Source organism: Ruegeria atlantica (assembly GCF_947495585.1).
GTDB lineage: Bacteria > Pseudomonadota > Alphaproteobacteria > Rhodobacterales > Rhodobacteraceae > Ruegeria > Ruegeria atlantica_G.
The window spans coordinates 333279-355777 of the sequence record NZ_CANLZK010000003.1 but is presented as its reverse complement, the minus strand read 5'-3'; the positions used below and the strand labels follow the sequence as shown (position 1 = coordinate 355777).

The following is a 22499-nucleotide window of genomic DNA, read 5'->3' as shown; positions in this document are numbered from 1 at the left end:
GCCTATTCCGGACATGGGACATGGACCTGAATCCGCCTGGCAGGGATTATCAGGCAAGAGATAAAGTTGGGCTGTTCTTGCATAGCTCGGACGCCTGCCAAAACAGAACATCCTCAAAATCCTGAAGCGCCTGTGATTTCTCCTGCGTCGCGGGGTACAGCAGGCCAAAGGTCATCCAACGCTCTGGTGCGATCGGAACCAGGGCCAGACGTTCTTTTGTTTCCTGTGCTGCGACCAATTCATCAGCAATGGTTATACCGGCGCCTTCCGCGACAAGCGAACAGGCAAGCTGGGACGCCGCGACTTCACAGGTATGTCTGGGATTGACGCCCGCAGACCGGAAGATGTCATCAAGCTGCTCGCGCAATAAAAGGCCGTTCATCAGCCGAATGACCGGCTCGCGGGCAAGATCAGTGGCGGTTACCGACTTGCGATCAGACAATGCATGCGCAACAGGCAAAACGGCCTGTGCCCGCACCCGCAGCAGGGGTTTTGTTCTGACGCCCGGATGCTCGACCGGCAATGCCCCGATGCCGATGTCATATTCCCGTCCGGCAAGCCATTTGCTGGCCTCGCGCCGCGCCCGGATATCCAGAGTTACGTTTGTATCAGGGTGGGCTTGTAAAAACATCGCAAGCGCCGGTGCCGAAATTGCCCGGGCGATACGCGGCATTGTGACCACGCGCAGAGTTTCTGTACGTCCGGCTTTGATCTCTGCAGCGATGCGAGGCACTTCATCAAGGTTGTCCAGGATACGCCCCGCTTCGCGGTAGAACGCTAAACCTTCCCGCGTTGGCGTCAAGTTGCGGCCGCTGCGGTCAAACAGGGTCAGGCCCAATTCTGCCTCAAGCCCGGAAATCAGTCGGCTGATTGCGGGCTGACTCAGGTGCAGGATTTCAGATGCGGCCACGAGCGTTCCTTCGGAAAGGGTGGCACGAAAGGCGCGAAGGGCTTTGATATTCATTAGGCGGACTCTTTACTATTCTGCAAGATAAGATAACATCTTTGCATTTTTATTAACATTGAATTTAAGCTAGATTAGATCGCATCTTAGGGAGGATGCTATGAAGCGTAGAACAATTCTCACTGCTGTTCTGGCGGCAGTAACCGTGACTGCAACAGCAACAGCAAGTTTCGCAGCCGACTGGCCGAAACGTCCGATCAACCTGGTTGTTCCATACAAAGCCGGCGGCGGTACAGACGCTTATGCCCGCGCTATTTCGGCAGCAGCCGAAGGGATTCTGGACGTTCCAGTTGTCGTCGTGAACAAACCCGGCTCGGGCGGTCTGAATGGTGCGAACTCGGTCGTGGGTGCACGCCCCGACGGCTATACTTTGATGATGACGTCGGGCGGTTCGTTCCTGTTGTCGACCATGACACGTGACACAGATATCGATGCTCTGGACAGCTTTGAGTTTGTTGCTCAGGTCGGTCAGCTGCAAACGTCGCTGATGGTGCCGCTGAACAGCCCGTTCGAATCCGTTCAGGACGTGATCGACGCGGCCAAAGCCAACCCCGGTCAATTGCGTTGGGCCCATTCGGGTCGCGGAGGCTTCCACCACGTTGGCGGCATGGGCTTTCTGGCGAGTAACGGCATCGAAGCTCAGGACGTACCGTTCAAAGGTGGCGGGCCGACCCGTGCTGCACTGATCGGTGAACAGGCTGACTTTGGTTTCCTGGGTGTTCAGCAGCTGGCAGGGTTTGAAGAGCAACTTCGCGCCCTGGCGGTTAACAGCCAAGAACGTGACGGCATCATGAAAGACGTGCCTGCGTTTGGCGAACTGGGCATTCCGTTTGCCGCTGTTTCTTCGCCAGTGATCGTGTTCGCACCGAAGGGCACACCGGCCGAGGTCGTTGCCGCGATGGAAACTGCGCTGGAGAAAATCGCCGCGAAACCCGAATTTGCCGAACTGCTGGCCTCGCGCGGAACAGGCCCGGTCTATCAGAATGGTGCGGACGCCAAAGCAACGCTGTCCGCCATGAAAGAGGACGCCGCTCCCCTGGTCGAAAGTCTGACCAACTAAAGTCCTCGGGGCCGGGTGGATATTCTTCCCCCGGCCTTTTTGTATCTAACGCAATCAGGGAGGAACGATATGCGCGCCTATGCAGAAGGCCTTGTGCTTGCCCTTATTTCCATCGTTGCCATTTGGGGCGCCTGGCAAGTGCCAGCAGCTTCGCCGGGGGATACCTGGGCTGGCATCGTACCATTTTCAGCATCCATCGCACTGCTATTTCTTTCCGGCCTGTTACTGTTAGGTGCCGTTCGGCAAACGGCAGGCGATACCGTTCAGGAACAGGATAGCGGAGCAACCCTGCAGATCATCGGCCTGTTCGTCATCGCCCTGATCTACCAGCAGTCATTCCGCTGGTTTGGCTATCTTTTGCCAACGGCGATCGCTGCGCCGGTTGTTTTGTACTTCTTCGGAGTTCGCAGCTGGATCGGTCTGGCGGTTTCCGTCGTTCTGTGCCCGTTGATCTTCCACCTCATCTTTTTTGTGCTGCTTGGTGTGTACCCGCCTTATGGCGAGGTGTTTGACCTGCTCAGCTGGATACAGGGGTAAACCGCCATGGAAATTTTTCCCGCACTTCTTTCGGTCATAACCGACCCCAGTTTGCTGTTTGCCATCGTGCTGGCCGCAGCTGTGGGCATGGTCGTTGGGGCCACGCCCGGTCTGACCGCATCAGCAGCGATTGCCATGCTGCTGCCCATCACCTTTTACATGTCGCCACTATTCGCGCTCGCCTTTCTGTATGTGATCGGTAAGTCCGGTCGCTATGGCGGCTCGATCGCGGCAATTTTGTTCAACACGCCGGGCACTGCAGCGAGTGCCGCAACACAGATTGATGGTTATCCCCTTGCACGCGCCGGCCAGGCCGGCAAGGCGATGAAGGTCGCGACCATATCATCAGTCATCGGTGACCTTATGGGGGATATCCTGCTGGTCGTCGGCGTCGGTTTCATTGCATCTATTGCCCTAAAGCTTGGCCCGCCAGAAACCTTTGCGATCTACTTTGCAGCCTTCGTGGTCATCGGCTCGGTCATCGGCAGCTCAATCGTCAAAGGATTGGCATCTGCCCTGATGGGTATCTTGATCGCCATGGTCGGATTGGACCCAATCTCAAGCGAAGAGCGCTATACCTTTGGCTCGTTCGATCTGTCCAACGGGATTGGCCTTGTGCCCCTGATGATCGGTGTATTCGTTTTGGGCGAGGTCTTTGCCCAGTTGGAAACGCGCCGCAAAGCAACCGGTGAAACCAAAGAAAATGAAAGCACGGAAGACGGCAACAGCCTGACATGGGAAGAGTACAAACCTTGCTTGCCCCATGCGTTCCGTGGCGGCTTCATCGGTGCAGGCATCGGTGTGCTGCCAGGTCTGGGTTCAGCTATTGCGGCCTTCATTTCGTACGGTGAAGGTAAACGCCGCGCCAAAAACCCTGAGAAGTGGGGCAAGGGCGCGCTCGAAGGTGTCGCAGCACCCGAAGCCGCAAACAACGCGGTGTCCGGTCCGTCGATGGCCCCGCTGCTGACGCTGGGCATCCCAGGTTCGACTATCGGTGCAATCCTTTTGGGTGTTTTCCTGATCCACGGCATCCAGGTAGGACCAACCCTGTTTCTGACCGACAAAGAGCTGGTTTATAAACTGTTCGCCTGTGGGATGCTGGGTATCGTGGCCTATGGTCTGATCGGTTACTTCGGTGCCACTCAGGTTGCACGAATTATCCTGAAGATCCCGACCAATGTCCTGTACCCGCTGATCTTCCTGACCGCGTTTGTCGCAGCGTATTCTGCACGTGGATCAATGTTTGATGTCACGGTCATGACCTGTGCGGGCTTTGCCGGCTGGTTGATGCGGAAATACGACTTCAATGTTGCGGCATTTGTCATTTCGTTCGTGCTGGCCAAAGGTGCTGAAGAGACATTCCGTCAGTCGTTGCTGATGTCGGATGGTGGCGCCCTGATCTTCGTTGAACGTCCAATTTCTCTGGCCTTTCTGGTCATCGGCGCAGGGGCAATTGCCTTCCGCGTCCGTGGGATCATGAAAGAGCGCAAGATCGCAAAGGGAGCGTTGGAAGATGCTTGAGCACTCCCTTTACCGCGACTGCTTTTCCAGCGCCGATATGCGGTCCGTATGGTCGGAACACGCCACGATCTCGGCCTGGTTGAAGGTTGAACAGACGCTTGCCCGTCACCAGGCGCTGGAAAACCTGATCCCGCAAGAGGCTGCAGATGCGTTGGATGCGGTGTCGGTCTGCAATCTGGATACCGAGCGGTTGCACGAAGACATGATGCTTGTCGGGCGCCCGATCGTTGGTCTGGTCGAACAATTGCGAAGGCAGGTCGGTGAGCACGCGACAAAAGTCCACTACAGGGCGACAACGCAGGACATTATGGACACTGCACTGGCCCTGCAAATGAAGATCGGTCTGGAGCACATCCAGACCGGACTGCAAAGACTGACCACCGCTATTGAGCAACATATCGATCAGCTTGGTGATACTGTCATGATCGGTCGCACGAATGGCCAGCATGCCTTGCCCATTCGGGCCGAAACTAAACTGACCGTCTGGAAAGTTGAACTACAGCGGCGGGCACAAGCGTTGGAAGAAGCAAGCGTTCGCGGCCTGAATGTCCAGATTGGTGGCCCCGTTGGCGATCTGCGCGGTTACGAAAACGGGACCGGACATCGCATCAAGGAAGGCGTTGCGGCCACTTTGGGTCTGAATGTAGTTGAACCCCATTGGCAAAACGCCCGTGACGGGCTTGCCGATGTTGTAACTGCGCTGGGAGGGCTGTGTGCGACGCTGTGCAAGATCTCGCATAACGTCAATCTGTTGTCTTCATCGGATATTTCCGAATGTTCCGAGGTGCATGAAGCCGGTAAAGGCGCGTCTTCGGCTATGGCGCACAAACAGAACCAGCGCGCGTCAGAATTCGGAGAGGCCGTCGCCCGGCTTGGACGACAGCGGGCTGAACAGATCGGTGAATTCACCACCCATCAACACGAACGTTCGGGTGGTATGTGGATTGGCGAATGGATCGTTATTCCCGAGACTTTCTTGCTGACTTCGGGCGCATTGTCATGGGTCGAAACGATCTTTGCGAACTTGGTTGTGGATTCTGAATCCATGGCCCGCAAGGTTAACGACTTTGAGTATAGCACGGCTGGGAAAACGCACTGAAGCGAAAAGACTGGTCATATCACCGCTCATTTCTCGAGCGGTGATTGACGATGCGGGATGTGATCACTGGGTCCTGCGCCTGAATTGGGGCTTTCGCTTTTCCAGAAAGGCATTCATGCCTTCTTGTTGGGCCGGCAATCCATAAAGCGCGTGATACATCTGCCGCTCGAACCGAACACCCGATTCAAGTGTGCTCTGGTCGGCCATGTTTACGCAAGTACGCGCCATACTGACGATATCATCAGCGTAATCTGCAATGGTTTCGGCCACCTCTTGCGCGGTGTCCAAAAGAGTGTCCTGCGGGACAACCCGACTGACCAAGCCCATCTGCAGGGCCTCTGACGCGTCGATCATGCGCCCGGTCAGGATCATGTCCATAGCTCTGGCACGGCCGATCAGCCGCGTAAGTCGCTGCGTGCCGCCAATGCCGGGAATGCAGCCGATTTTGATTTCGGGCTGACCGAATTTCGCAGTGTCCGAGGCCAGAATGACGTCACACATCAGCGCAACTTCACACCCGCCACCCAGGGCATAGCCACTGACCGCTGCCACCTTGGGCAGGCGAAGCGCCGCAAACCTGTCCCATTCGGCAAAGTAGTCACTTGCCTGCATGGTCGCGTAGGTTTGCACCGCAAGCTCGCCGATATCTGCCCCGGCGGCAAAAGCACGATCATTGCCCATAAGGATCAAGCAGCCGATGCCGGAGTATTTATCGAATTCGGTGGCGGCGGTCAGCACTTCGTGCATGAGTTGTGTGTTCAATGCGTTCAGATGATCGGGCCGATTGAGGCGGATCGTCGCGACCCGCCCCTGTGTATGGGTTTCGATTGTTTCAAACATGATCAGCTATCCCAAATTGCGCCATAGGCAGGAATGCCCAGGCTTTCCATGTCATGCACAACCTTGCGGGTCAGCATTTGGTTCGAGATCACAATGACCGCCTCAGCCCCACTGTCGCGAACGGCTTGCATGGCTAGGGCCGACAGATTGGGTTTGCCGTCTTTGTCCGTGTCCCAGATCAAGGGCTGCTCGGTGTTGGCCTCGATCTCATCCACCAGTGCGTCACCATAGGTTTTGCGCGGGCTGCGGGTGGACCAGATCAGGCGGTTTGGCACCTCTTTAGCCAGCAGATGCGGCAGGATTGGTCCGATGCCTGAACCGGTGCCCACATACACCACTTTCTTGAAAAGCACTTCAATCCGCGCGACACCGGATGTGGTGATGCCCTTGACCCAAACCTTCTTGGGCGGGTTGTCGATAAAACGCCCGGTCCAGTCGCCCGCACGGCTGATGGCCAATCGGTAACCCGGCTGGTCCGGGGATGGGATATTGGCGAATGAGTGATACTCGCCAAACGGGGTGTGGCTGATCGCGTTCGAACTGCCGGGGAACGGAGTATCTCCATAGTCAAACTGCGCAATCACCGCATGGTTTGACGGCTTTTCGATCTGGACATTCACGCGTTTCAGGGTCAGCCAAGGAGACAGGATCGACAGTGTGATCAGGCAGAGCATCCAGAAGGCTGGGCTGTGCAACAACATGCCCCCCAGGTCATTTGTGATCGAGATCGTCTGCGCCCAAAACATTCCTAAAACCGTCCAGCCGACAAAGCGGTGCGTTTTTTCGAACGCATTGTGGAACCGCGCGCGGATCGGGCCGAGGGCTGAAATCACCATCAATGTCATCAAGACGACCATTGTCGCGCTCAGGCCCAGTGTCAGGTCTGAGGGCACGGCGGCTCCGTTGGCGCGGTTCCAAATTATCGCAAACAGAAGAAAGCCGAACCAAATGGTCCCAGTGACGGTGCCGCCGGAATGCAACCCGCCAAAGTGGAACACCTTGCCAACCCCCCAACGGATCCAAAGTGGCCATGATGTGGGAATGCGGGTAGCCAGCCAGAACAGGGCGTTGACCACTCGTTGTTGCCGGATCAGGATGCCGAGGCTGAGGTTGATCAGCGCCATATCCGCAATTGGGCCGAGTGTGAACGCGCTATCAGCGAACCAAGTCCCATCGCGCAATCCAACCACAAAGACGGCCAGATTCACCAATGCAACCAGCATCACCAGGCGGCGGTATTCCATCAGGGCCGGGTGGCGGGTCACCCGTCGCCAATTCAGGCCGCCTGTGTCTAGATTTGTCGTCTGCGTCGTCATCAGTTCAACTCCGCACCAGTTTTCGCGATATGGTTGCGCGCCAAATCCAGCAAAAGACGCTTGTCCAACTTGCCGCGCGGAGTGCGGGGCAGCGCGTCCATCGGGACCACAACGGCGGGGCTGCAGTAGTATGGCAGGCGATCTGAGACGGATTGCGCCGCCTGCTTGGGGCAGGCCGACGACGGTGAGATGAAGCTGACCAGATTGCGGCTGTCATATTGCAAGGTCACCGCCTGCTGACAGCAGGGCGAGGCCTCAAGCGCGGATGTAACACCGTCCAGCTCTACCCGGAATCCGCGCACCTTGACTAAGTCGTCAACGCGCCCGAAATGCTCAAGCTCACCGGTCCTTGTCCAGCGTCCCAGATCACGGGTGCGGAACATCATATGCCCCGGCCGAAATGGGTCGGGTCGGTAACGCTCGGCCGTCAGTTTGGGGTTGGCGAGGTAACCGGCTGTGACGCAATCGCCGCCGGCCCACATCTCGCCCTTTTCGCCGATGGGCAAAGGGCGCAGGTTGTCGTCCAGAACATAGACCGTGTTGTTCGGTGTCGGGCGCCCGATCGACAGAACCGGTTTGTCGGGGTGATGCGGTTCCGCCGTATTGATGATGGTGGTCTCGGTCGGACCACAGGAATTGTAGAAGGTGCAAAAGGAAGACCAGCGATCGGCCAGCGGGCGCGGACAGGGCTCACCTGCCACGGCAGCTGTTTTGACCTGCGCGCAACGGGTGTCGTCCAGTGCGTTCAGGATCGACGGCGTGGCGATCAGAACATCCACCTTCTCGGCCGTTTCCTGAATCGATTTGCCACGGATCACCAAAGTTGCGCCATTGGACAAAGCGCCAAGGATCTCCCACGCGGCCATGTCGAATGAGATCGACAGGATCTGTCCGACCCGCAAGCCCGGTCGCATCCCCAGATCCCCGGGGGCGGTCAGCAAGATATTGGCCAGGTTCCGATGGCTAACCTGTACGCCGTTTGGAACGCCGGTTGTGCCGGACGTGAACAATATCATCGCCAAATCGTCGGGGCTGGCCCGATAAGCAGGGCCGGGGGCCGGGGCGTTCAGCATCGGGTCGAACATCGTCGTATCAATTGTGATCAGGGTCTGGTCCAATCCAACGGGGATTTGATCTGCCAGTTCGCTCAGGCTGAGGATGATTTTTGCACCAGTTACATTCGCAACATGGCGTAAGGTTTCCGTCGGCGCGACACCGACATGCTGCGGAATATAAGCGGCCCCAAGCTTTATGGCGGCGACGATACCTACGACCATTTCGACCGAACGATGCAGGAACAGGCACACCGCGTCGCCGCGTTTCACGCCATGGGCGCGCATGACATTCGCCAATCGGTTCGAGGCCTCGTCGAGCGCCCGGTAGCTAAGGTTATGGTCCGCACATTCCACCGCGGTGGCATCGGGCTGATCCTGCAACGACTGGCGCAGCGCATCGGCGATGGTGGCATAGCGTGGCGGAACCTGCGGCCCCCAGCCAAAGGATAGAAACAACTCTTGATCTTCGGGGCTGAGCGCGTCCAGCGCACCCGGTTTTTTTGTGCGGGTAAAATCGGTTTGAGACAGGGGGGGGTAGTTTGTCTGGGGATCGGTTGCGATAAGGTGCATGGCATTCTCCAGTTCAAGAAGGGGTCACACCTTAGTGATAATGGGAAAAATTCCCATTAAAGGTCACATTCGATCACATTTTGAACACGAAAGCGTTGAATTCGTTAATTCTAGGAAAATGTTATCAACTACCAATCCGTCACGAGTTCCCAAATGTCGAATGATCCCAAACCTCCTCTTGAAACCGCGCTGTCTGCGTTGCTGGTCCCACTGGCACAGGCAATGGTTGCGCATGGGGTCACGCTTGGCTCCGCGACCGAAGCTCTAAAACTGGCCTTGCTGACGGCAGTTGAGCAAAGCACGGACGGAAAGCTAAGCGACAGTCGCGCCAGCCTGTTGACGGGTCTGCATCGCAAGGATGTCAAAAGGCTACGCCACATCGATGATGATGCCCCGTTGAAGCGCAGTTGCAATGCGGCGGCACTGGTCATCAGCTATTGGTCGACGACGCCCGAATTTCTGGACGACTTGGGTGCGCCTCGAAATCTGAGCCGTAAAGGCGACGAAACTGGGCCGGGATTTGATGATCTGGTGCGGCGCGCGCGTGTGGACATGGCCCCAGGTACCGTTCTGGAAACCTTGGTCGACCAAAAGAATGTGGAACAGGTCGGAAAAGGCGAGCTTAGCCTGTTGTCCCAAGCATTTCTTCCGTCTGCGGGTAGCGCTGAACAAGTGGCGGCCTACGAGGCGACACTGTCTGCGCACCTTGCGGCGGCAACACAGAACCTGCTGGCCGAGCCGGATGCTCCGCGAAATTTCGACCGCGCGGTCCGGTATTCTCATATGTCGCCTGAATCAATTGAAGAGTTGCGCCAATTTTCGTCAGATCGGGCGCAATCATTGTTGCTAGAAATCAATGCCCTCGCTCGCGCGTTACAGGAAAAGGACAGTGACGGCGATCACAGCGGTCGGTTTGCAATGGGCGCCTTTGTCCTGCCCTCTCCGCAAAGGGTGCCAAGTAAAAACACGAAAGAGGATGAGTAGGCATGGGTGTGTTTCTTCGTGTGCTCGCGGCGTTTTTTTTGGTGTCTTGGCTGCCTGCTCCGACTCAGGCCGAAGACAAAAGTGAAACTGATCGTGAAGGTGGCATTATCGGCACCGGTATCGTGGGCACGATCACTCATCTGGGCAGTATCCATGTGAATGGGCAGCATATTCTGTTCGATGGCCAGATGCCGGTTGCCGACTCGGTTCCTCTGATCACTGCGGGCGAGTTGAAGCCGGGTCATACCGTTGCGGTTGTTGTAGCGCAGGAAAATGGCGAGTGGCACGCAAAGCATATCCGTCAGGTCCTGCCTTTGGTCGGACCAGTGTCCAGCGTGCAGGACGGTAGGGTGTCGGCTCTTGGGACGAACGTTGTGTACGAAGGGTCAATTGATATTCAAATCGGTGATTGGGTCGCCATCAGCGGATTGTGGCAAGGTCAGTCAGTGCGCGCTTCACACATCGAAAAACTGACAAGCGTTGGGCATCAGGCGCGGTTGTCCGGCACATATCTTGGGTCTGACCCTCAGGCCCAAACAGTGATCGGGGCAAGCGTTGTTAGTGGGCTTGAGCCGCAACATCTGTCGCCGGGTGATCTTGTTCGAGTTGTCGGGCAGCCAACACGCGACGGGATCATGGCCGAGCGTCTGGAAGCCGGGCTGTTCGCCGGTGCGGTCGGCGTTGTTCAGGTTCAGGGCTATTACTCGGAACCCCAGCCCGGTGGGCTGTATACGGTGCTGGGAAGTGGCTTGATCGCCTATAGCGATCAGCCCGAGATGATAGACCCGAACACCCTTGTTATCCGCTGCGGCGATGGTAGCGGGCTGGTGAATATAGGCAGCATAGGTGCTTTCGCTCAGCTGGGATGCTGAAACGTGAACTCCGGCTTTGGCTTTCGGGCGACACGTTTGAACCGGGAGGGACTAGCCGTGCCCTCAATCTAATCACAGGGTCTGATCCGTGTGGATCAGGCCAGAGTTTGTAAGGCACGAAAGCGTTTCAGAAATGAAACGCGAGGTGACTTGCCCCAAAGGCAAAGCTGAACCTATCGTCGCAGGTAGGATAAGCGCCCTGCGGGCAGCGCAGGGTAAAACTCTGGGAAAGCAAGTTTTCGAGAAGGTATGCCAGATGTCTGAAAGCACCCCAACGCGTGACGTCGTACTTAGCCAGGCGCAATCCGACAAATATTGGGGGGATGGGTTTCTTTTTCCGCTGACCATCTTTTCCGAAAAGGAGGCTGCCGAAACCCGCGCTGAGCTTGAGCGGATTGAGCGGGAGTGGCTTGACGCGGATCTGCCCTTGCCGTTGAACACCTATAAACGGGTCAACGCACATCTGGTGATGCCGCTTGCGGCGAGTGTCGCGACGGATCCCCGCGTATTGGATGTGGTTGAGGGTGTATTGGGGCCGGATATCATGGTCTGGTCAGCTGAATTCTTCATTAAAGAGCCGCACACAGCCCATACCGTCGGGATGCACCAGGATTTGACCTACTGGGGTATGGGTGAAACCCCGGATCAGGTCACCGCCTGGATTGCGCTGTCGCCGGCAACGGTTGAAAGTGGGTGTATGGATTTTGTGCGCGGCAGCCACAAGAACCCGATCCTTCCCCATAAGGACACTTATTCAGACACCAATCTTCTGTCGCGCGGACAAGAGGTTGCTGTGGATGTCGCCGAGAAAGACAAGACCCACATCGAATTGGCACCAGGGCAGATGTCTCTGCATCATGGGCTGACGATCCACGGTTCGGGTCCCAATCAATCGGGTGACCGGCGTATTGGTTTTGCGATCCGCTATCTTAACCCTAATGCCAAGCAACTGGTTGCCGAGCGAGACTATGCCATGCTGGCGCGCGGGCAGGACGGCCAAAGCAATTTTGTTCATGTCGAGCCACCAACCGAGTTGTTTTCTGCTGATGCGCTTGCGCTGTACGACAGGGTTCGCAGCGATCAAAGCGCAGCGCTAGCAGAAGGTGCAAAAGGCTCAGTACCGTTATATGCGTCGTCCTGAAGCGCTTGCGCAAACGATGGTCAACTGCAGTTGAATCAAAGCCCGATCGTGGCGCAGGGTTGCATTCAGGGGTATATTGCTGTTTCTGAGGCGGCGAAAAGCAAATCAGATATTCTCGGATCGCGGCTATGACAAAAACAGCATTGGTGACTGGTATTACAGGGCAGGACGGATCTTATCTTGCTGAGCTATTGCTGGAAAAAGGGTATGAAGTCCATGGGATCAAGCGCCGTGCATCTTCGTTCAACACACAGCGCATTGACCACATTTATCAGGACCCGCATGTGCCCAATCCGCGCCTGCACCTGCATTACGGTGACCTAAGCGATACATCGAACCTGACGCGCATCATTCAAGAGGTTCAGCCGGACGAGGTGTATAACCTTGGCGCTCAGTCCCACGTGGCGGTCAGTTTTGAATCGCCGGAGTATACCGCTGATGTCGACGCGATCGGTACGTTGCGCCTTCTCGAGGCGATCCGCTTTCTGGGTCTTGAGAAAAAGACACGCTTTTATCAGGCGTCCACGTCCGAACTGTACGGATTGGTCCAAGAAACACCGCAACGCGAAACAACGCCGTTTTATCCGCGTTCCCCTTATGCGGTGGCCAAGCTGTATTCCTATTGGATTACAGTGAACTACCGCGAAGCGTATGGCATGTATGCGTGCAACGGCATCCTGTTCAATCACGAAAGCCCACGCCGGGGCGAAACCTTTGTGACGCGCAAGATCACCCGTGGTCTCTCCAACATTGCCCAGGGTCTTGAAAGCTGCCTTTACATGGGCAACATCGACAGCCTGCGCGACTGGGGGCACGCCAAGGATTACGTCCGGATGCAATGGTTGATGCTGCAACAGGACGCCCCCGAGGACTTTGTTATCGCAACGGGTGTGCAGTATTCAGTGCGGCAATTCATCGAATGGTCTGCCGCTGAACTGGGCGTGACGCTTGAATTCTCAGGTACAGGCGTCGATGAAATCGCGATGGTCAAATCCGTCGAGGGCGATAGTGCACCTGCGTTGAAACCCGGCGACGTGATCATGCGCATCGACCCGCAATATTTCCGCCCGGCCGAAGTGGAAACATTGCTTGGCGATCCTTCGAACGCCAAAAACAAACTGGGCTGGGAGCCGGAACTGACGGTTCAGCAGATGTGCGTTGAAATGATCACCGAGGACCTGAAGACAGCCAAACGGCATGCCTTGCTGAAACAGCATGGTTATGAATTACCGGTCACGCTTGAAAATGGCTAACGCAGGGGGCATGCGCAAGATCTACGTCGCCGGGCACCGCGGCATGGTCGGCGGCGCAATCCTGCGTCGCTTGCAAGACCGTCAGGCATCAGGTGAGGCGCTGGAACTTGTAACACGGACCCGTGCGGAACTTGATCTGACCAATCAAGCCGCTGTCGCCGATTTCATGCAAGCCGAGCGCCCAGACGTTGTCATTCTGGCGGCGGCTAAAGTCGGCGGTATCCATGCCAACAACACCTACCCGGCTGATTTCATTTACAAAAACCTGATGATCGAGTGCAACGTGATCCATCAGGCGTTTGCCGCGGGGGTCAAAAACCTGCTGCAGTTGGGCAGTTCCTGCATCTATCCGCGCGCTGTGCCGCAGCCAATGCGCGAAGATGCCCTGCTGACAGGTGTGCTAGAGCCGACAAACGAACCCTATGCCGTGGCAAAGATTGCCGGAATCAAGCTGTGTGAAAGCTACAATCGGCAGTACGGCCTGGACTATCGTTCCGTGATGCCGACAAACCTGTACGGACCAGGCGATAATTTTCACCCTGAAAACAGTCACGTCCTACCCGCCCTGATCCGCCGATTTCACGAGGCACGCCGGGATGATCTGGAAGAAGTTGTCATCTGGGGCACAGGTAAGCCCCGGCGCGAGTTTCTGCATGTTGACGACATGGCTGAGGCGTCTTTGTTCGTAATGGACCTGCGCCGTGCTGCATATGAGGCGAATACCCAACCCATGCTGAGCCATATCAACGTGGGATGTGGTGAAGATATCTCAATCGCGGAACTGGCAGCGATGATTGCAAAGATCACCGGGTTCACTGGACGGATTACGCAAGACGTCAGCAAGCCGGACGGTACCATACGAAAGCTGATGGACGTTTCCCGGCTGGCCGACATGGGATGGCGCGCGACTATCAGGATCGAAGACGGTATTCGCGAAACCTATGCCTGGTTTCTAGAGCAACCCGAGGCAGAACTTCGCGCGAAGTGACCGCCCGGACAAAGATCCGGGCAGTCTGTCGGATCAGAACCAGCGGCCAATAGCTATGGCCGTTGGTGGTAAAACCGTTGCGTCAGAAGCAGACGAAAGAACTTTGTACACGACCTGAGTGTCGGTCGGTCCATCAAACCCGATAAACCTGCCGATTGAACCTCCGCTGCCGCTGAGTGCCGGCGTCGTGCCCGCAGCAAAAGCAGCTGGAAAATCCCACGTTTCCGACGAGCTTGCGTACAGTGCACCTTCGGTGTTTATGCAGGTCGTTGCATCCAGTTTAGCGGTGCAAATCTGGGCACCATCAGCAAACCGGACGAAATCACCACTCGGTGTGACTCCTCGCTCAATCACTGCGCCGGTCGGGGTTCCGCCACTTTGCGTGACCGCCCCCAAAAGATTTCCGGGCCCATACCCATAGTCAGCCCGCATCAGGCGGCCCGCCGTTGTGTCGTTTGCACTGTTTTGCACGGCCGTACCAGAGGCCACCCCGGACGCTGGATCAAAGCTCAGCGCCTCAAACCAATTGTTCCCATCCGGTGAGACCTTGATAGAAAAGCCCGTGCTGCCGGACAGGCCCATTTCGGCATGCCCGGTCCAATTGGATTGAAACAACAGGGATGCGGTCTCACCCGCATTTGCCTTGTTGATCTTTAGTTGATGCCCAGCACCTTCGTGGCTTAGCAAGGTTGCAGGCGCGCGCACTGACAGACGATTGGTCGTGTCGTGCCCGGTGGCAATTCCGACGCCTGGCAGGTTCTGCGTCGTGGTCGGGGGTTCGACCCATGCCGACCCGTCCCAAATTGTCAGACGGTTATTCTCCTGGTCCCACGCGCGCCAGCCCGATTTGGGCGTTATGAAATGCCAGCCATTGTCTAACCAAGCTGCAAGTTCTCCCGCATGATCCGACCAATCGCCGGAGGGCGTCGACCCAAGGGCATAAAGCTCACCCTGCGCCGGAACTGTGGGCGGCGTCGAGGCATTAGTAGACTCAATGCAAAGCTGGACGACCAGATCAAGGCGTCTCAGGGCTTCGTTATGCGTGACGTGCTTTTGCGCTTGCGACGGTTGCAGGAATGGCAGGTTCAATTTGGGCGAATTTTGGGACAAAGGGCATTCTCCGTTGGTTGTCGGATCGACAATTGCGTTGCGCACCAGACTGCCGCGCCTAACATGAATCCCACCTGACCGATACGAACGCTCGGTTAATGCCGTGCCAACACTTCGCGGGAGTGAAGGTCTACTCAATCGGCCCCAACGCTTTTCATCCACACCGAAAGAAAAAGCAAACTGCAATGCCCGCAGTTTGCCCTTAAATCGATGCCGTTTGCCTTGTCGCCAAGGCTGCAATCTTGGTTACTGAGCTGCCTGACCCGTTGCGACAACGTCGTGCAGGTATTTCTGCAAATCCTCTCGAAGGTCATCGCGCGCCAGCGCAAACGCGACGGTTGCCTGCAGGAAGCCCGCTTTGGACCCGCAGTCAAACCGCTGGCCGTCGAATTTGTATCCGAAGACCGGGACACCATTTCTGATGTCTTCGGCGATTGCGTCCGTCAGTTGAATCTCACCGCCACTGCCCAGCTTGTTCTGATTAAGGTTGTACAGAACCGATGGGCGCAGAATGTAACGACCGATTACTGCCAGATTGGACGGTGCTTCCTCGGGTTTCGGTTTCTCGACCATGCCGCGCGCGCGCACCGCTGTTCCGATGTTATCGCCCACATCCAAAACGCCGTAAGAGCTTGTCTTTTCCGGGGGAACTTCCATGGTGGCAACCATATTGCCGCCAGTTTCTTCATAGGCTTCTATCATCTGCTGCAAGCAGGGCTTTTCCCCTGCGATGACGTCGTCGGGCAGCATGACCGCAAATGGTTCGTCTCCAATCAGGCGGCGTGCGCACCACACGGCGTGACCCAAACCCAAAGCTTTGTGTTGCCGGATATAGGCGATTGCCCCGCTTTCCATGTTGGTCGCATTTAGCGTTTCCAACAGGTCGTCTTTGCCCTTTTCCTTAAGCGTTTGTTCAAGGATTTGGTTGTGGTCAAAATAGTCCTCAAGCGCCGATTTTCCGCGGGATGTTACAAAGATGAACTCGGTAATCCCGGCCGCCCGGGCTTCGTCGATTGCGTATTGAACCAGCGGGCGATCGACCAGGGTCATGATTTCCTTAGGTACCGATTTTGTCGCGGGCAGAAAGCGCGTACCAAGACCCGCAACCGGAAAAATCGCCTTTGTGACCTTACGTGCCATGCTACCTCTCAGCAAAAAGTTTTGTCCGAATGAAAGTGTTTTGTCGATGCCACCTCATAGTGCGCGCGGTTAGAACAATCAACGCAAATAGGCAAAGCTGGTCAACTCGGAGAGATCGTGCCACCGTTGAAATCGGAAGTCAAAATGCTGTGTTCATGCCTGCTATAACTTAGCCTCGAAAGTTGCTTTGCCGGGGGCAAAGAGGAAGAATTTGCACACATTGGACACGGTGGCGAAACAAAAGTGAATCGCCGAAACAACCAAAAACGAACCTGCCCCGAAGGCAATTACTTGCTTCGGGGCAGGCTGGTTTATGCCTTTGCCATGATCGCCTCAAGCGGGTCGTGCTCGGCCACAAAATGATTGGGTTTCACTTCGCTAAGTTGCGGAACGTAGTCATTCTCGCCAGCCGCCAAACGACTTGGCAGGAAACGCAACGCGGCTTTCGGATCCATCGGTGAGGGCAGCTCGCCCGGCAATTTCAGGCGTGTGCGACTGCGCTCCACGTCCGGGTCCGGAATTGGCACGGCCGAGATCAGCGATTTGGTGTAGGGGTGGATCGGATCAGAACAGATCACTTCTCCGTCGCCCAGTTCCACGATCCGACCCAGATACAGCACCATGATCCGGTTAGATACCGCTCGTACAACCGACAGGTCGTGACTGATGAAGATCATCGACAGACCGAACTCCTGCTGCAACTCGCGCAGCAATTCCACGATCTGCGCCTGAATTGACACGTCCAGCGCGGACACTGCTTCGTCGCAGATGATCAGCTTGGGTTTGTTGATCATCGCCCGTGCAATGCCGACGCGCTGGTTCTGACCGCCCGAAAGCTCGTGCGGATAGCGGTTGATCATGTTGGCCTTCAGGCCGACCCGTTCCATCATTTCGGCGACCAGCTTCTTGCGCTCCCGCTCAGTCAGGTCAGGGCGATAGGTCTTCAGCGGTTCCGCAATTGAGGCCGAGATGGTCATACGCGGATCAAGGCTGGCCAGTGGATCCTGGAACACGATCTGTAAGTCCTTGCGGTACTTGTTCAACTCGGCCCTTCTAAGTCCGACAATGGGATGACCCAGCCAACTGACATTTCCCGCACTGGGTTCGATCAACTGCAGGACGGCCCGTGCCAGAGTGGACTTTCCGCAACCAGACTCGCCCACAACTCCCAATGTTTCGCCCTTGCGGATGTCAAAACTGACACCATCGACGGCTTTCAAAGGTACTTTGTGCCCGAACAAACCGCCCGAGACGTGGATTGGGAAGTGCACTTTGACGTCGTCGACTTTCAGCAGCGGCTCATCGACTTTTTCCAGCGCCTTGGGTGCGTCACCGGCGTCGATTCGTGGCATCGCAGCCAGCAAAGTCTTGGTGTAGTCGTGTTTAGGCGCCCGGAAGATTTCGCGCGTCTCGCCGGCCTCAACGAATTGACCCAGCCGCATAACCTGTACGCGGTCGCACATACGGGCCACGACACCCATGTCATGGGTAATCAGCGCGATCGCGGTGCCTTCGTCCTTTTGCAGGCGTACCATCAGATCTAGAATGTCGGCCTGAACGGTTACATCCAGCGCCGTTGTCGGTTCATCAGCGATCAACAGCTTTGGATTACACAACATGGACATTGCAATCATGACACGCTGACGCATACCGCCCGACAGCTCATGTGGATACTGATCCAGACGCCGTTTAGCCTCAGGGATGCGCACACGGTCCAGCCATTCAAGACAGCGCGCCCGAGCAGCCGATCCTTGCAGCCCCTCGTGAACCTGCAGAACTTCGCGCATCTGCTGACCTATCCGCAGGTGCGGGGTCAGGGCGGTCAGGGGATCCTGGAAGATCATGCCGACATCGTCGCCACGGATCTGGTTCAGCTTGTTCACCGGCAGGTTCAGAATTTCCTGACCGTTCAGCGTGGCGGAACCGGTTGCCTGCCCGGCAGGTGGCAGCAGGCCCATCGCGGCCATGAATGTCTGGCTTTTGCCGGACCCACTTTCGCCCACGATGCCCAGGCATTCGCCTGGATTGATGTCAAAACTGATGCCTTTGACGGCCTCTACAACGCCGTCGGCGGTGTTGAACTGGACGCTCAGGTCTTTTACGGAAAACAGGCTCATATCAGCGATCCTTCGGGTCCAGAGCGTCGCGCAGGCCATCACCTATGAAGAACATGGTGATGATGATTGCGACGTAAAATGTCAGTGGGAACAACAACTGCCACAGCGTGCCATAGCCCATCGTCCCGGCCCCTTCGGCGATCAATCGACCCAGAGAGGTATAGGGTTCGGAAATCCCAAGGCCGAGGAACGAGATGAAACTTTCGGTCAGGATCATTTCAGGCACCAGAAGCGAAGCATACACAATCACCACGCCAAGAAGGTTGGGCAGGATATGGCGATACATGATGGTGAATTCACTGACTCCAGCTGCGCGTGCGGCCTCGATGAACTCTCGGTTCTTCAGGGTCAGGGTTTGCCCCCGAACAATCCGTGCCATCGTTAGCCAACCAACCGCACCAAGTGCGATGAACAGCATGACGAATGACCGACCCGCGACAACCAGCAACAGGATGATGACCAGAGTTGCCGGAATGGCCAGCAGGATATCGACGAAGCGCATCATCACGCCATCAGTACGGCCACCGATATACCCTGCGGCAATACCGTAGCAGGTTCCGACGATCAGGGCGGTCGCGGCGCCGATCAGCCCCACAAGCAGTGATGTCGTCGTCGCCTGAATGATGCGGCTGTATAGATCGCGCCCCAGATCATCGACGCCGAAGAAATGTCCGGTCTCTGCAGACGGCATTCCCATGCCGCGCACGTCGCCCATGACGTTCCAGTCGATTTCCTCGTTGCTCCAAACGGCAAAGTAGGGGCCAATGATCGTGAACAACACGATCATAGCCAGAATGAACAGGCTGGCCATGGCCGCCTTGTTGCGAACAAAACGCATACGTGCGTCCTGCCAAAGTGAACGCCCCTGAATGACCGTGTAATCGGTGATGTCTTCGGCCAGGTGGGCGGCTTTTTGTGATTTACCAAGCATTGCCAGCCCCTCAGTAACGGATTTTCGGATCGAACCAGGCATACGCCAGGTCGGTCAACAGGTTTACGAGAACGGTCAGGACGCCATACAGGATCGTGACCCCCAACAGCACGGCATAGTCGCGCGACAGCGCGGAACCCACATAGGCCTGCCCCAGTCCACCGGTCGAAAAATAGATGTCCACAAAGACCGAACCGGTCAGTACGTAGACGAAAACCGGACCCAGATAAGACACGACGGGCAGCAAGGTTGGTTTCAGTGCATGGCGCCAGATCACGGTTCTTGTCGGCAGACCCTTGGCTCGGGCCGTGCGGATGAAGTTCGAGTTCAGAACCTCCAGCATCGATGACCGCGTGATCCGCGCAATGGACCCCATGTATGAGGTGGCAAGCGCGATAACCGGCATGATCAGATACGGCCACTGGCCGCCATTCCAGCCGCCGCCCGGCAGCCATCCCAGCCACAAGGTGAAGGTCAGGATCAGGATCGGACCCATGATGAAGTTCGGCAGCGCCTGCGCTGCGATACCCAAGCCAACAGCCAAATAGTCGATCCAGCTGTTGTGCTTGATCGCCGCGGCAATCCCCAGTGCGACTCCGACGGTTGTTGCCACCAAGAAGGAAAGCGAACCGTAGGTCAGCGAGATCGGGAAACCCTGCGCGATGATGTCATTCACGTCCCGGTCCTTGAACTTAAAGGACGGGCCGAAATCAAAATGCACGACGATGTTGTACAGATAGTCCCACAGCTGTTTCCATAGCGGTTGGTCCAAACCGTACCGCGCCTCGATATTGGCCAGCACAGCCGGCGGCAGTGGCCGTTCCGAGGTGAATGGTCCACCTGGCGCGAAGTGCATCAGAAAGAAACTTGCAACGATCAGCAAAAGGATCGTTGGGACGGCGATCAGCAATCGCCGGACGATATAGGCAAGCATTTCATGCCCCCATTATTGGCTTTGCCCCGGAAGGAACTCCGGGGCAAAGCTTGGTCTAAGGAAGATTATTCGGCGGTTTTGTAGAGGTTCTTGGAATACCAGTTCTGCTCTACGTTTTTGACCGGCCAGTTACCGACATCGCTGTCCATCATGTAGACGCCAGCATAGTGATAGATAGGGATAACAGGCGTCTCTTGCGCGATGATACGCTCGACCTCGGTGTAGAGAGGAGCGGCATCGTCAGAGGTTTTGGCTTCGGACAGCAGTTCATCAACGCGGGCGTTGTTGTACTTGCCGTCGTTATAGCCGGAATCCGACTGTAGCAGATCGAGGAAGGTCGAGGCTTCGTTATAGTCGCCACACCATGCGCCGCGTGCCATATCGAAGTTCTGATTGCCACGCTCTTCCAGGAAGATTTTCCATTCCATGTTGGCCAGCTCGGCATTTACGCCCAGCTTTTGCTTCCACATCTGGCTCAGGGCCACGGCAACTTTTTTGTGCGCTTCCGAGGTGTTGTAAACCATCTCAAAGCTCAGTGGGTTGTCGGGACCATAACCAGCTGCGGCTAGCAGTTCCTTGGCCAGTTCGTCGCGCTCGGCCTGCGACATGGACGCCATTTCTACGTCTGGAACGTCAAAGCCAGCGGTTGCTGCCGGGGCAAAGGTATAAGCCTGCGGCTGCCCACCTGCCATGATGTTCTCGGTGATGATCTTACGATCAACTGCCAGGGACAGCGCCTGACGGACGTTCGGGTCCTTGAAGGCTTCGGGGCCACCATCGGACAGGTTGAACGTGTAATAATAGTTACACAGGCGCGGGAAGCTGATTGCTTCTTCCGGATGCTCTTTTTGCAGGCGTGGGAACTGACCTGCGGGAACTTCTGTGCGGTCCAGCTCACCTGCCAGGTAACGGGTCAGCGCGACGTTTTCGTCGTTGATGACCAGTGCCACGACTTTTTCGATGATCGTGTTGTCGTTGTCCCAGTAGTTTTCGTTCCGCTCACGAACCGAACGTTCCTGCGGCAGATGCTCGGTCAGGACGTATGCACCGTTCGATACGATGTTTTCAGGCTTGGTCCAGGCGTCGCCAAACTCTTCGATAACTTTCTGCGGGGCAGGGAAAGTGGTCGAATGCGTGGTCATTTGCGGGAAGTACGGCAGCGGTGCGCTGAGCGTCACTTCAAGCGTGTGGTCGTCGATGGCTTTGACGCCCAAGTCGTCAACCGACTTGTCACCTGCGATGATTTCAGATGCGTTCTCGATCGACATCAGTTCCATGAACCATGCATAGGGCGAGGACAGGGCGGGATCGACGGCACGTTTCCAGGCAAAAACAAAATCGCTGGCGGTTACCGGATCACCATTCGACCACTTCGCATCGTCGCGCAGGGTAAAGGTGTAAACGTCTTTGGAGTCGTTGGTCGTGTAACCGGTGGCAACACCCGGGACCAGATTGCCGTCTTCGTCCTGGTTCATCAGGCCTTCGAACAGGTCACGCACGATCTCGGCGCCGGAAACATCCTCAACAACTTGAGGATCGACCGAGCTGTGTTCGTCCAGAATACGATAGGTAAAGGTTTGGTCATCCGCCAACGCTTCGCCGGTAGTCGGATGGGTTCCGGCGGCAAATGCAGCACCGGTTATCATGGTCGAGGTCAACAGCCCCGCAAGAGATGTACGAATATACTTGTTCATGTTTTTCAACTCCCGTTTTTTATTCAGCAACCCACGCGCATCCCTTCAGGATGGCTGAGGGCCACCATGTTTGTCCGACCCAGAAAGAGACCGGGACTGGTTCGAATTTTGCTTTTTCAGATCGCAATGAACACCGCGTCGCAGTCTTTCGGTTTGCAGTCGGGAACGTGTTTGCAAAAGTCGCCTTTCACTGATGTCGAACGTGGCATTATTTCAAAAAAGGTTAAAGCCTTTGCCTTAAAATTGGGCAACCAGAGGTGGAATGTGAATGGAAACGGGGGTGCAGTGGAAATTTTATGTTGAAACTCGGAGGCTTCGTGACACTTTCGTGAAGGGTGCCGATTTTCGTTTAGTTGTTTCCGCTGGGTCAAAC

At 56.3% G+C, this 22499-nt stretch carries 19 protein-coding genes; 9 read left to right on the top strand and 10 right to left on the bottom strand.

The features are described from left to right. Nucleotides 1-49 precede the first annotated feature (49 nt). On the bottom strand, nt 50-964 hold the full coding sequence (locus tag QMP16_RS09285; RefSeq protein WP_282152132.1) for a LysR family transcriptional regulator: 915 nt from the start codon (nt 962-964) through the stop codon (nt 50-52). Between the two features lie 100 nt (nt 965-1064). Between QMP16_RS09285 and QMP16_RS09280 the strand changes: the two genes are divergently transcribed. From QMP16_RS09280 to QMP16_RS09265, 4 genes are all read left to right on the top strand, one after another. Next, entirely contained in the window at nt 1065-2024 is a 960-nt protein-coding gene (locus QMP16_RS09280; RefSeq protein ID WP_282152131.1) for a tripartite tricarboxylate transporter substrate binding protein, read from the top strand. Nucleotides 2025-2093: 69 nt separating this feature from the next. Further along, nucleotides 2094-2561 carry a tripartite tricarboxylate transporter TctB family protein gene (locus tag QMP16_RS09275; protein WP_282152130.1) on the top strand — a complete coding sequence of 156 codons (468 nt, stop codon included), beginning with the start codon at nt 2094-2096 and terminating at the stop codon, nt 2559-2561. 6 nt (nt 2562-2567) lie between these two features. Further along, nucleotides 2568-4082, top strand: a complete 1515-nt coding sequence (locus QMP16_RS09270; RefSeq protein WP_282152129.1) for a tripartite tricarboxylate transporter permease — start codon at nt 2568-2570, stop codon at nt 4080-4082. Beyond that, on the top strand, nt 4075-5181 hold the full coding sequence (locus QMP16_RS09265) for a lyase family protein (protein WP_282152128.1): 1107 nt from the start codon (nt 4075-4077) through the stop codon (nt 5179-5181). The genes QMP16_RS09270 and QMP16_RS09265 overlap by 8 nt, the downstream gene beginning before the upstream one ends. Nucleotides 5182-5244: 63 nt before the next feature. Here the strand turns inward: QMP16_RS09265 and QMP16_RS09260 are convergent, their stop codons facing one another. Genes QMP16_RS09260 through QMP16_RS09250 form a run of 3 tightly spaced genes read right to left on the bottom strand, consistent with a single transcriptional unit; the run spans nt 5245 to nt 8962 of the window. Continuing rightward, a complete protein-coding gene (locus QMP16_RS09260) occupies nt 5245-6021 on the bottom strand; it encodes an enoyl-CoA hydratase-related protein (protein ID WP_282152127.1) in 777 nt (258 codons plus the stop codon). A gap of 2 nt (nt 6022-6023) precedes the next feature. Further along, the gene (locus tag QMP16_RS09255; RefSeq protein WP_282152126.1) at nt 6024-7337 is read right to left on the bottom strand and encodes a hypothetical protein; all 1314 of its coding nucleotides are present in this window, start codon (nt 7335-7337) and stop codon (nt 6024-6026) included. Further along, nucleotides 7337-8962 (bottom strand): amino acid adenylation domain-containing protein, encoded by a 1626-nt coding sequence (locus QMP16_RS09250; protein ID WP_282152125.1) that lies wholly within the window; start codon nt 8960-8962, stop codon nt 7337-7339. The genes QMP16_RS09255 and QMP16_RS09250 overlap by 1 nt, the downstream gene beginning before the upstream one ends. 153 nt (nt 8963-9115) lie before the next feature. On the opposite strand from QMP16_RS09250, the gene QMP16_RS09245 reads away from it, so the two are divergent. The 5 genes from QMP16_RS09245 (at nt 9116) to fcl (ending at nt 14200) form a co-directional block, all read left to right on the top strand. Continuing rightward, nucleotides 9116-9946, top strand: coding sequence for a DUF6502 family protein (locus QMP16_RS09245; RefSeq protein WP_282152124.1), 831 nt, complete (start codon nt 9116-9118; stop codon nt 9944-9946). A 2-nt stretch (nt 9947-9948) separates the two neighbouring features. Further along, complete coding sequence (locus tag QMP16_RS09240) at nt 9949-10818, top strand: DUF5666 domain-containing protein (protein WP_282152123.1); 870 nt, start codon at nt 9949-9951, stop codon at nt 10816-10818. 256 nt (nt 10819-11074) lie between these two features. Then, nucleotides 11075-11959, top strand: coding sequence for a phytanoyl-CoA dioxygenase family protein (locus tag QMP16_RS09235; RefSeq protein WP_282152122.1), 885 nt, complete (start codon nt 11075-11077; stop codon nt 11957-11959). Between the two features lie 128 nt (nt 11960-12087). After that, nucleotides 12088-13212: a GDP-mannose 4,6-dehydratase gene (gene gmd, locus QMP16_RS09230; RefSeq protein WP_282152121.1), complete on the top strand. Its 1125-nt coding sequence runs from the start codon at nt 12088-12090 to the stop codon at nt 13210-13212. A 10-nt stretch (nt 13213-13222) separates the two neighbouring features. Further along, complete coding sequence (fcl, locus tag QMP16_RS09225; RefSeq protein WP_282152120.1) at nt 13223-14200, top strand: GDP-L-fucose synthase; 978 nt, start codon at nt 13223-13225, stop codon at nt 14198-14200. A gap of 33 nt (nt 14201-14233) precedes the next feature. Here the strand turns inward: fcl and QMP16_RS09220 are convergent, their stop codons facing one another. From QMP16_RS09220 to QMP16_RS09195, 6 genes are all read right to left on the bottom strand, one after another. After that, entirely contained in the window at nt 14234-15310 is a 1077-nt protein-coding gene (locus QMP16_RS09220) for a DUF2793 domain-containing protein (protein WP_282152119.1), read from the bottom strand. Between the two features lie 246 nt (nt 15311-15556). After that, nucleotides 15557-16450 (bottom strand): UTP--glucose-1-phosphate uridylyltransferase GalU, encoded by an 894-nt coding sequence (galU, locus tag QMP16_RS09215; RefSeq protein ID WP_282152118.1) that lies wholly within the window; start codon nt 16448-16450, stop codon nt 15557-15559. A gap of 311 nt (nt 16451-16761) precedes the next feature. Then, nucleotides 16762-18567 (bottom strand): ABC transporter ATP-binding protein, encoded by a 1806-nt coding sequence (locus QMP16_RS09210; protein WP_282152117.1) that lies wholly within the window; start codon nt 18565-18567, stop codon nt 16762-16764. A gap of 1 nt (nt 18568) precedes the next feature. Next, the gene (locus QMP16_RS09205; RefSeq protein ID WP_058274595.1) at nt 18569-19498 is read right to left on the bottom strand and encodes an ABC transporter permease subunit; all 930 of its coding nucleotides are present in this window, start codon (nt 19496-19498) and stop codon (nt 18569-18571) included. A 10-nt stretch (nt 19499-19508) separates the two neighbouring features. Then, nucleotides 19509-20432 (bottom strand): oligopeptide ABC transporter permease OppB, encoded by a 924-nt coding sequence (oppB, locus tag QMP16_RS09200; protein ID WP_058274596.1) that lies wholly within the window; start codon nt 20430-20432, stop codon nt 19509-19511. A 65-nt stretch (nt 20433-20497) separates the two neighbouring features. Next, entirely contained in the window at nt 20498-22126 is a 1629-nt protein-coding gene (locus tag QMP16_RS09195) for a peptide ABC transporter substrate-binding protein (protein ID WP_109310969.1), read from the bottom strand. Between the last annotated feature and the right edge of the window lie 373 nt (nt 22127-22499).

Coding starts and splice junctions, on each gene's coding strand:
- QMP16_RS09285 (WP_282152132.1), bottom strand. CDS start 964: ATGAATATCAAAGCCCTTCGCGCCTTTCGTGCCACCCTTTCCGAAGGA.
- QMP16_RS09280 (WP_282152131.1), top strand. CDS start 1,065: ATGAAGCGTAGAACAATTCTCACTGCTGTTCTGGCGGCAGTAACCGTG.
- QMP16_RS09275 (WP_282152130.1), top strand. CDS start 2,094: ATGCGCGCCTATGCAGAAGGCCTTGTGCTTGCCCTTATTTCCATCGTT.
- QMP16_RS09270 (WP_282152129.1), top strand. CDS start 2,568: ATGGAAATTTTTCCCGCACTTCTTTCGGTCATAACCGACCCCAGTTTG.
- QMP16_RS09265 (WP_282152128.1), top strand. CDS start 4,075: ATGCTTGAGCACTCCCTTTACCGCGACTGCTTTTCCAGCGCCGATATG.
- QMP16_RS09260 (WP_282152127.1), bottom strand. CDS start 6,021: ATGTTTGAAACAATCGAAACCCATACACAGGGGCGGGTCGCGACGATC.
- QMP16_RS09255 (WP_282152126.1), bottom strand. CDS start 7,337: ATGACGACGCAGACGACAAATCTAGACACAGGCGGCCTGAATTGGCGA.
- QMP16_RS09250 (WP_282152125.1), bottom strand. CDS start 8,962: ATGCACCTTATCGCAACCGATCCCCAGACAAACTACCCCCCCCTGTCT.
- QMP16_RS09245 (WP_282152124.1), top strand. CDS start 9,116: ATGTCGAATGATCCCAAACCTCCTCTTGAAACCGCGCTGTCTGCGTTG.
- QMP16_RS09240 (WP_282152123.1), top strand. CDS start 9,949: ATGGGTGTGTTTCTTCGTGTGCTCGCGGCGTTTTTTTTGGTGTCTTGG.
- QMP16_RS09235 (WP_282152122.1), top strand. CDS start 11,075: ATGTCTGAAAGCACCCCAACGCGTGACGTCGTACTTAGCCAGGCGCAA.
- gmd (WP_282152121.1), top strand. CDS start 12,088: ATGACAAAAACAGCATTGGTGACTGGTATTACAGGGCAGGACGGATCT.
- fcl (WP_282152120.1), top strand. CDS start 13,223: ATGCGCAAGATCTACGTCGCCGGGCACCGCGGCATGGTCGGCGGCGCA.
- galU (WP_282152118.1), bottom strand. CDS start 16,450: ATGGCACGTAAGGTCACAAAGGCGATTTTTCCGGTTGCGGGTCTTGGT.
- QMP16_RS09210 (WP_282152117.1), bottom strand. CDS start 18,567: ATGAGCCTGTTTTCCGTAAAAGACCTGAGCGTCCAGTTCAACACCGCC.
- QMP16_RS09205 (WP_058274595.1), bottom strand. CDS start 19,498: ATGCTTGGTAAATCACAAAAAGCCGCCCACCTGGCCGAAGACATCACC.
- oppB (WP_058274596.1), bottom strand. CDS start 20,432: ATGCTTGCCTATATCGTCCGGCGATTGCTGATCGCCGTCCCAACGATC.
- QMP16_RS09195 (WP_109310969.1), bottom strand. CDS start 22,126: ATGAACAAGTATATTCGTACATCTCTTGCGGGGCTGTTGACCTCGACC.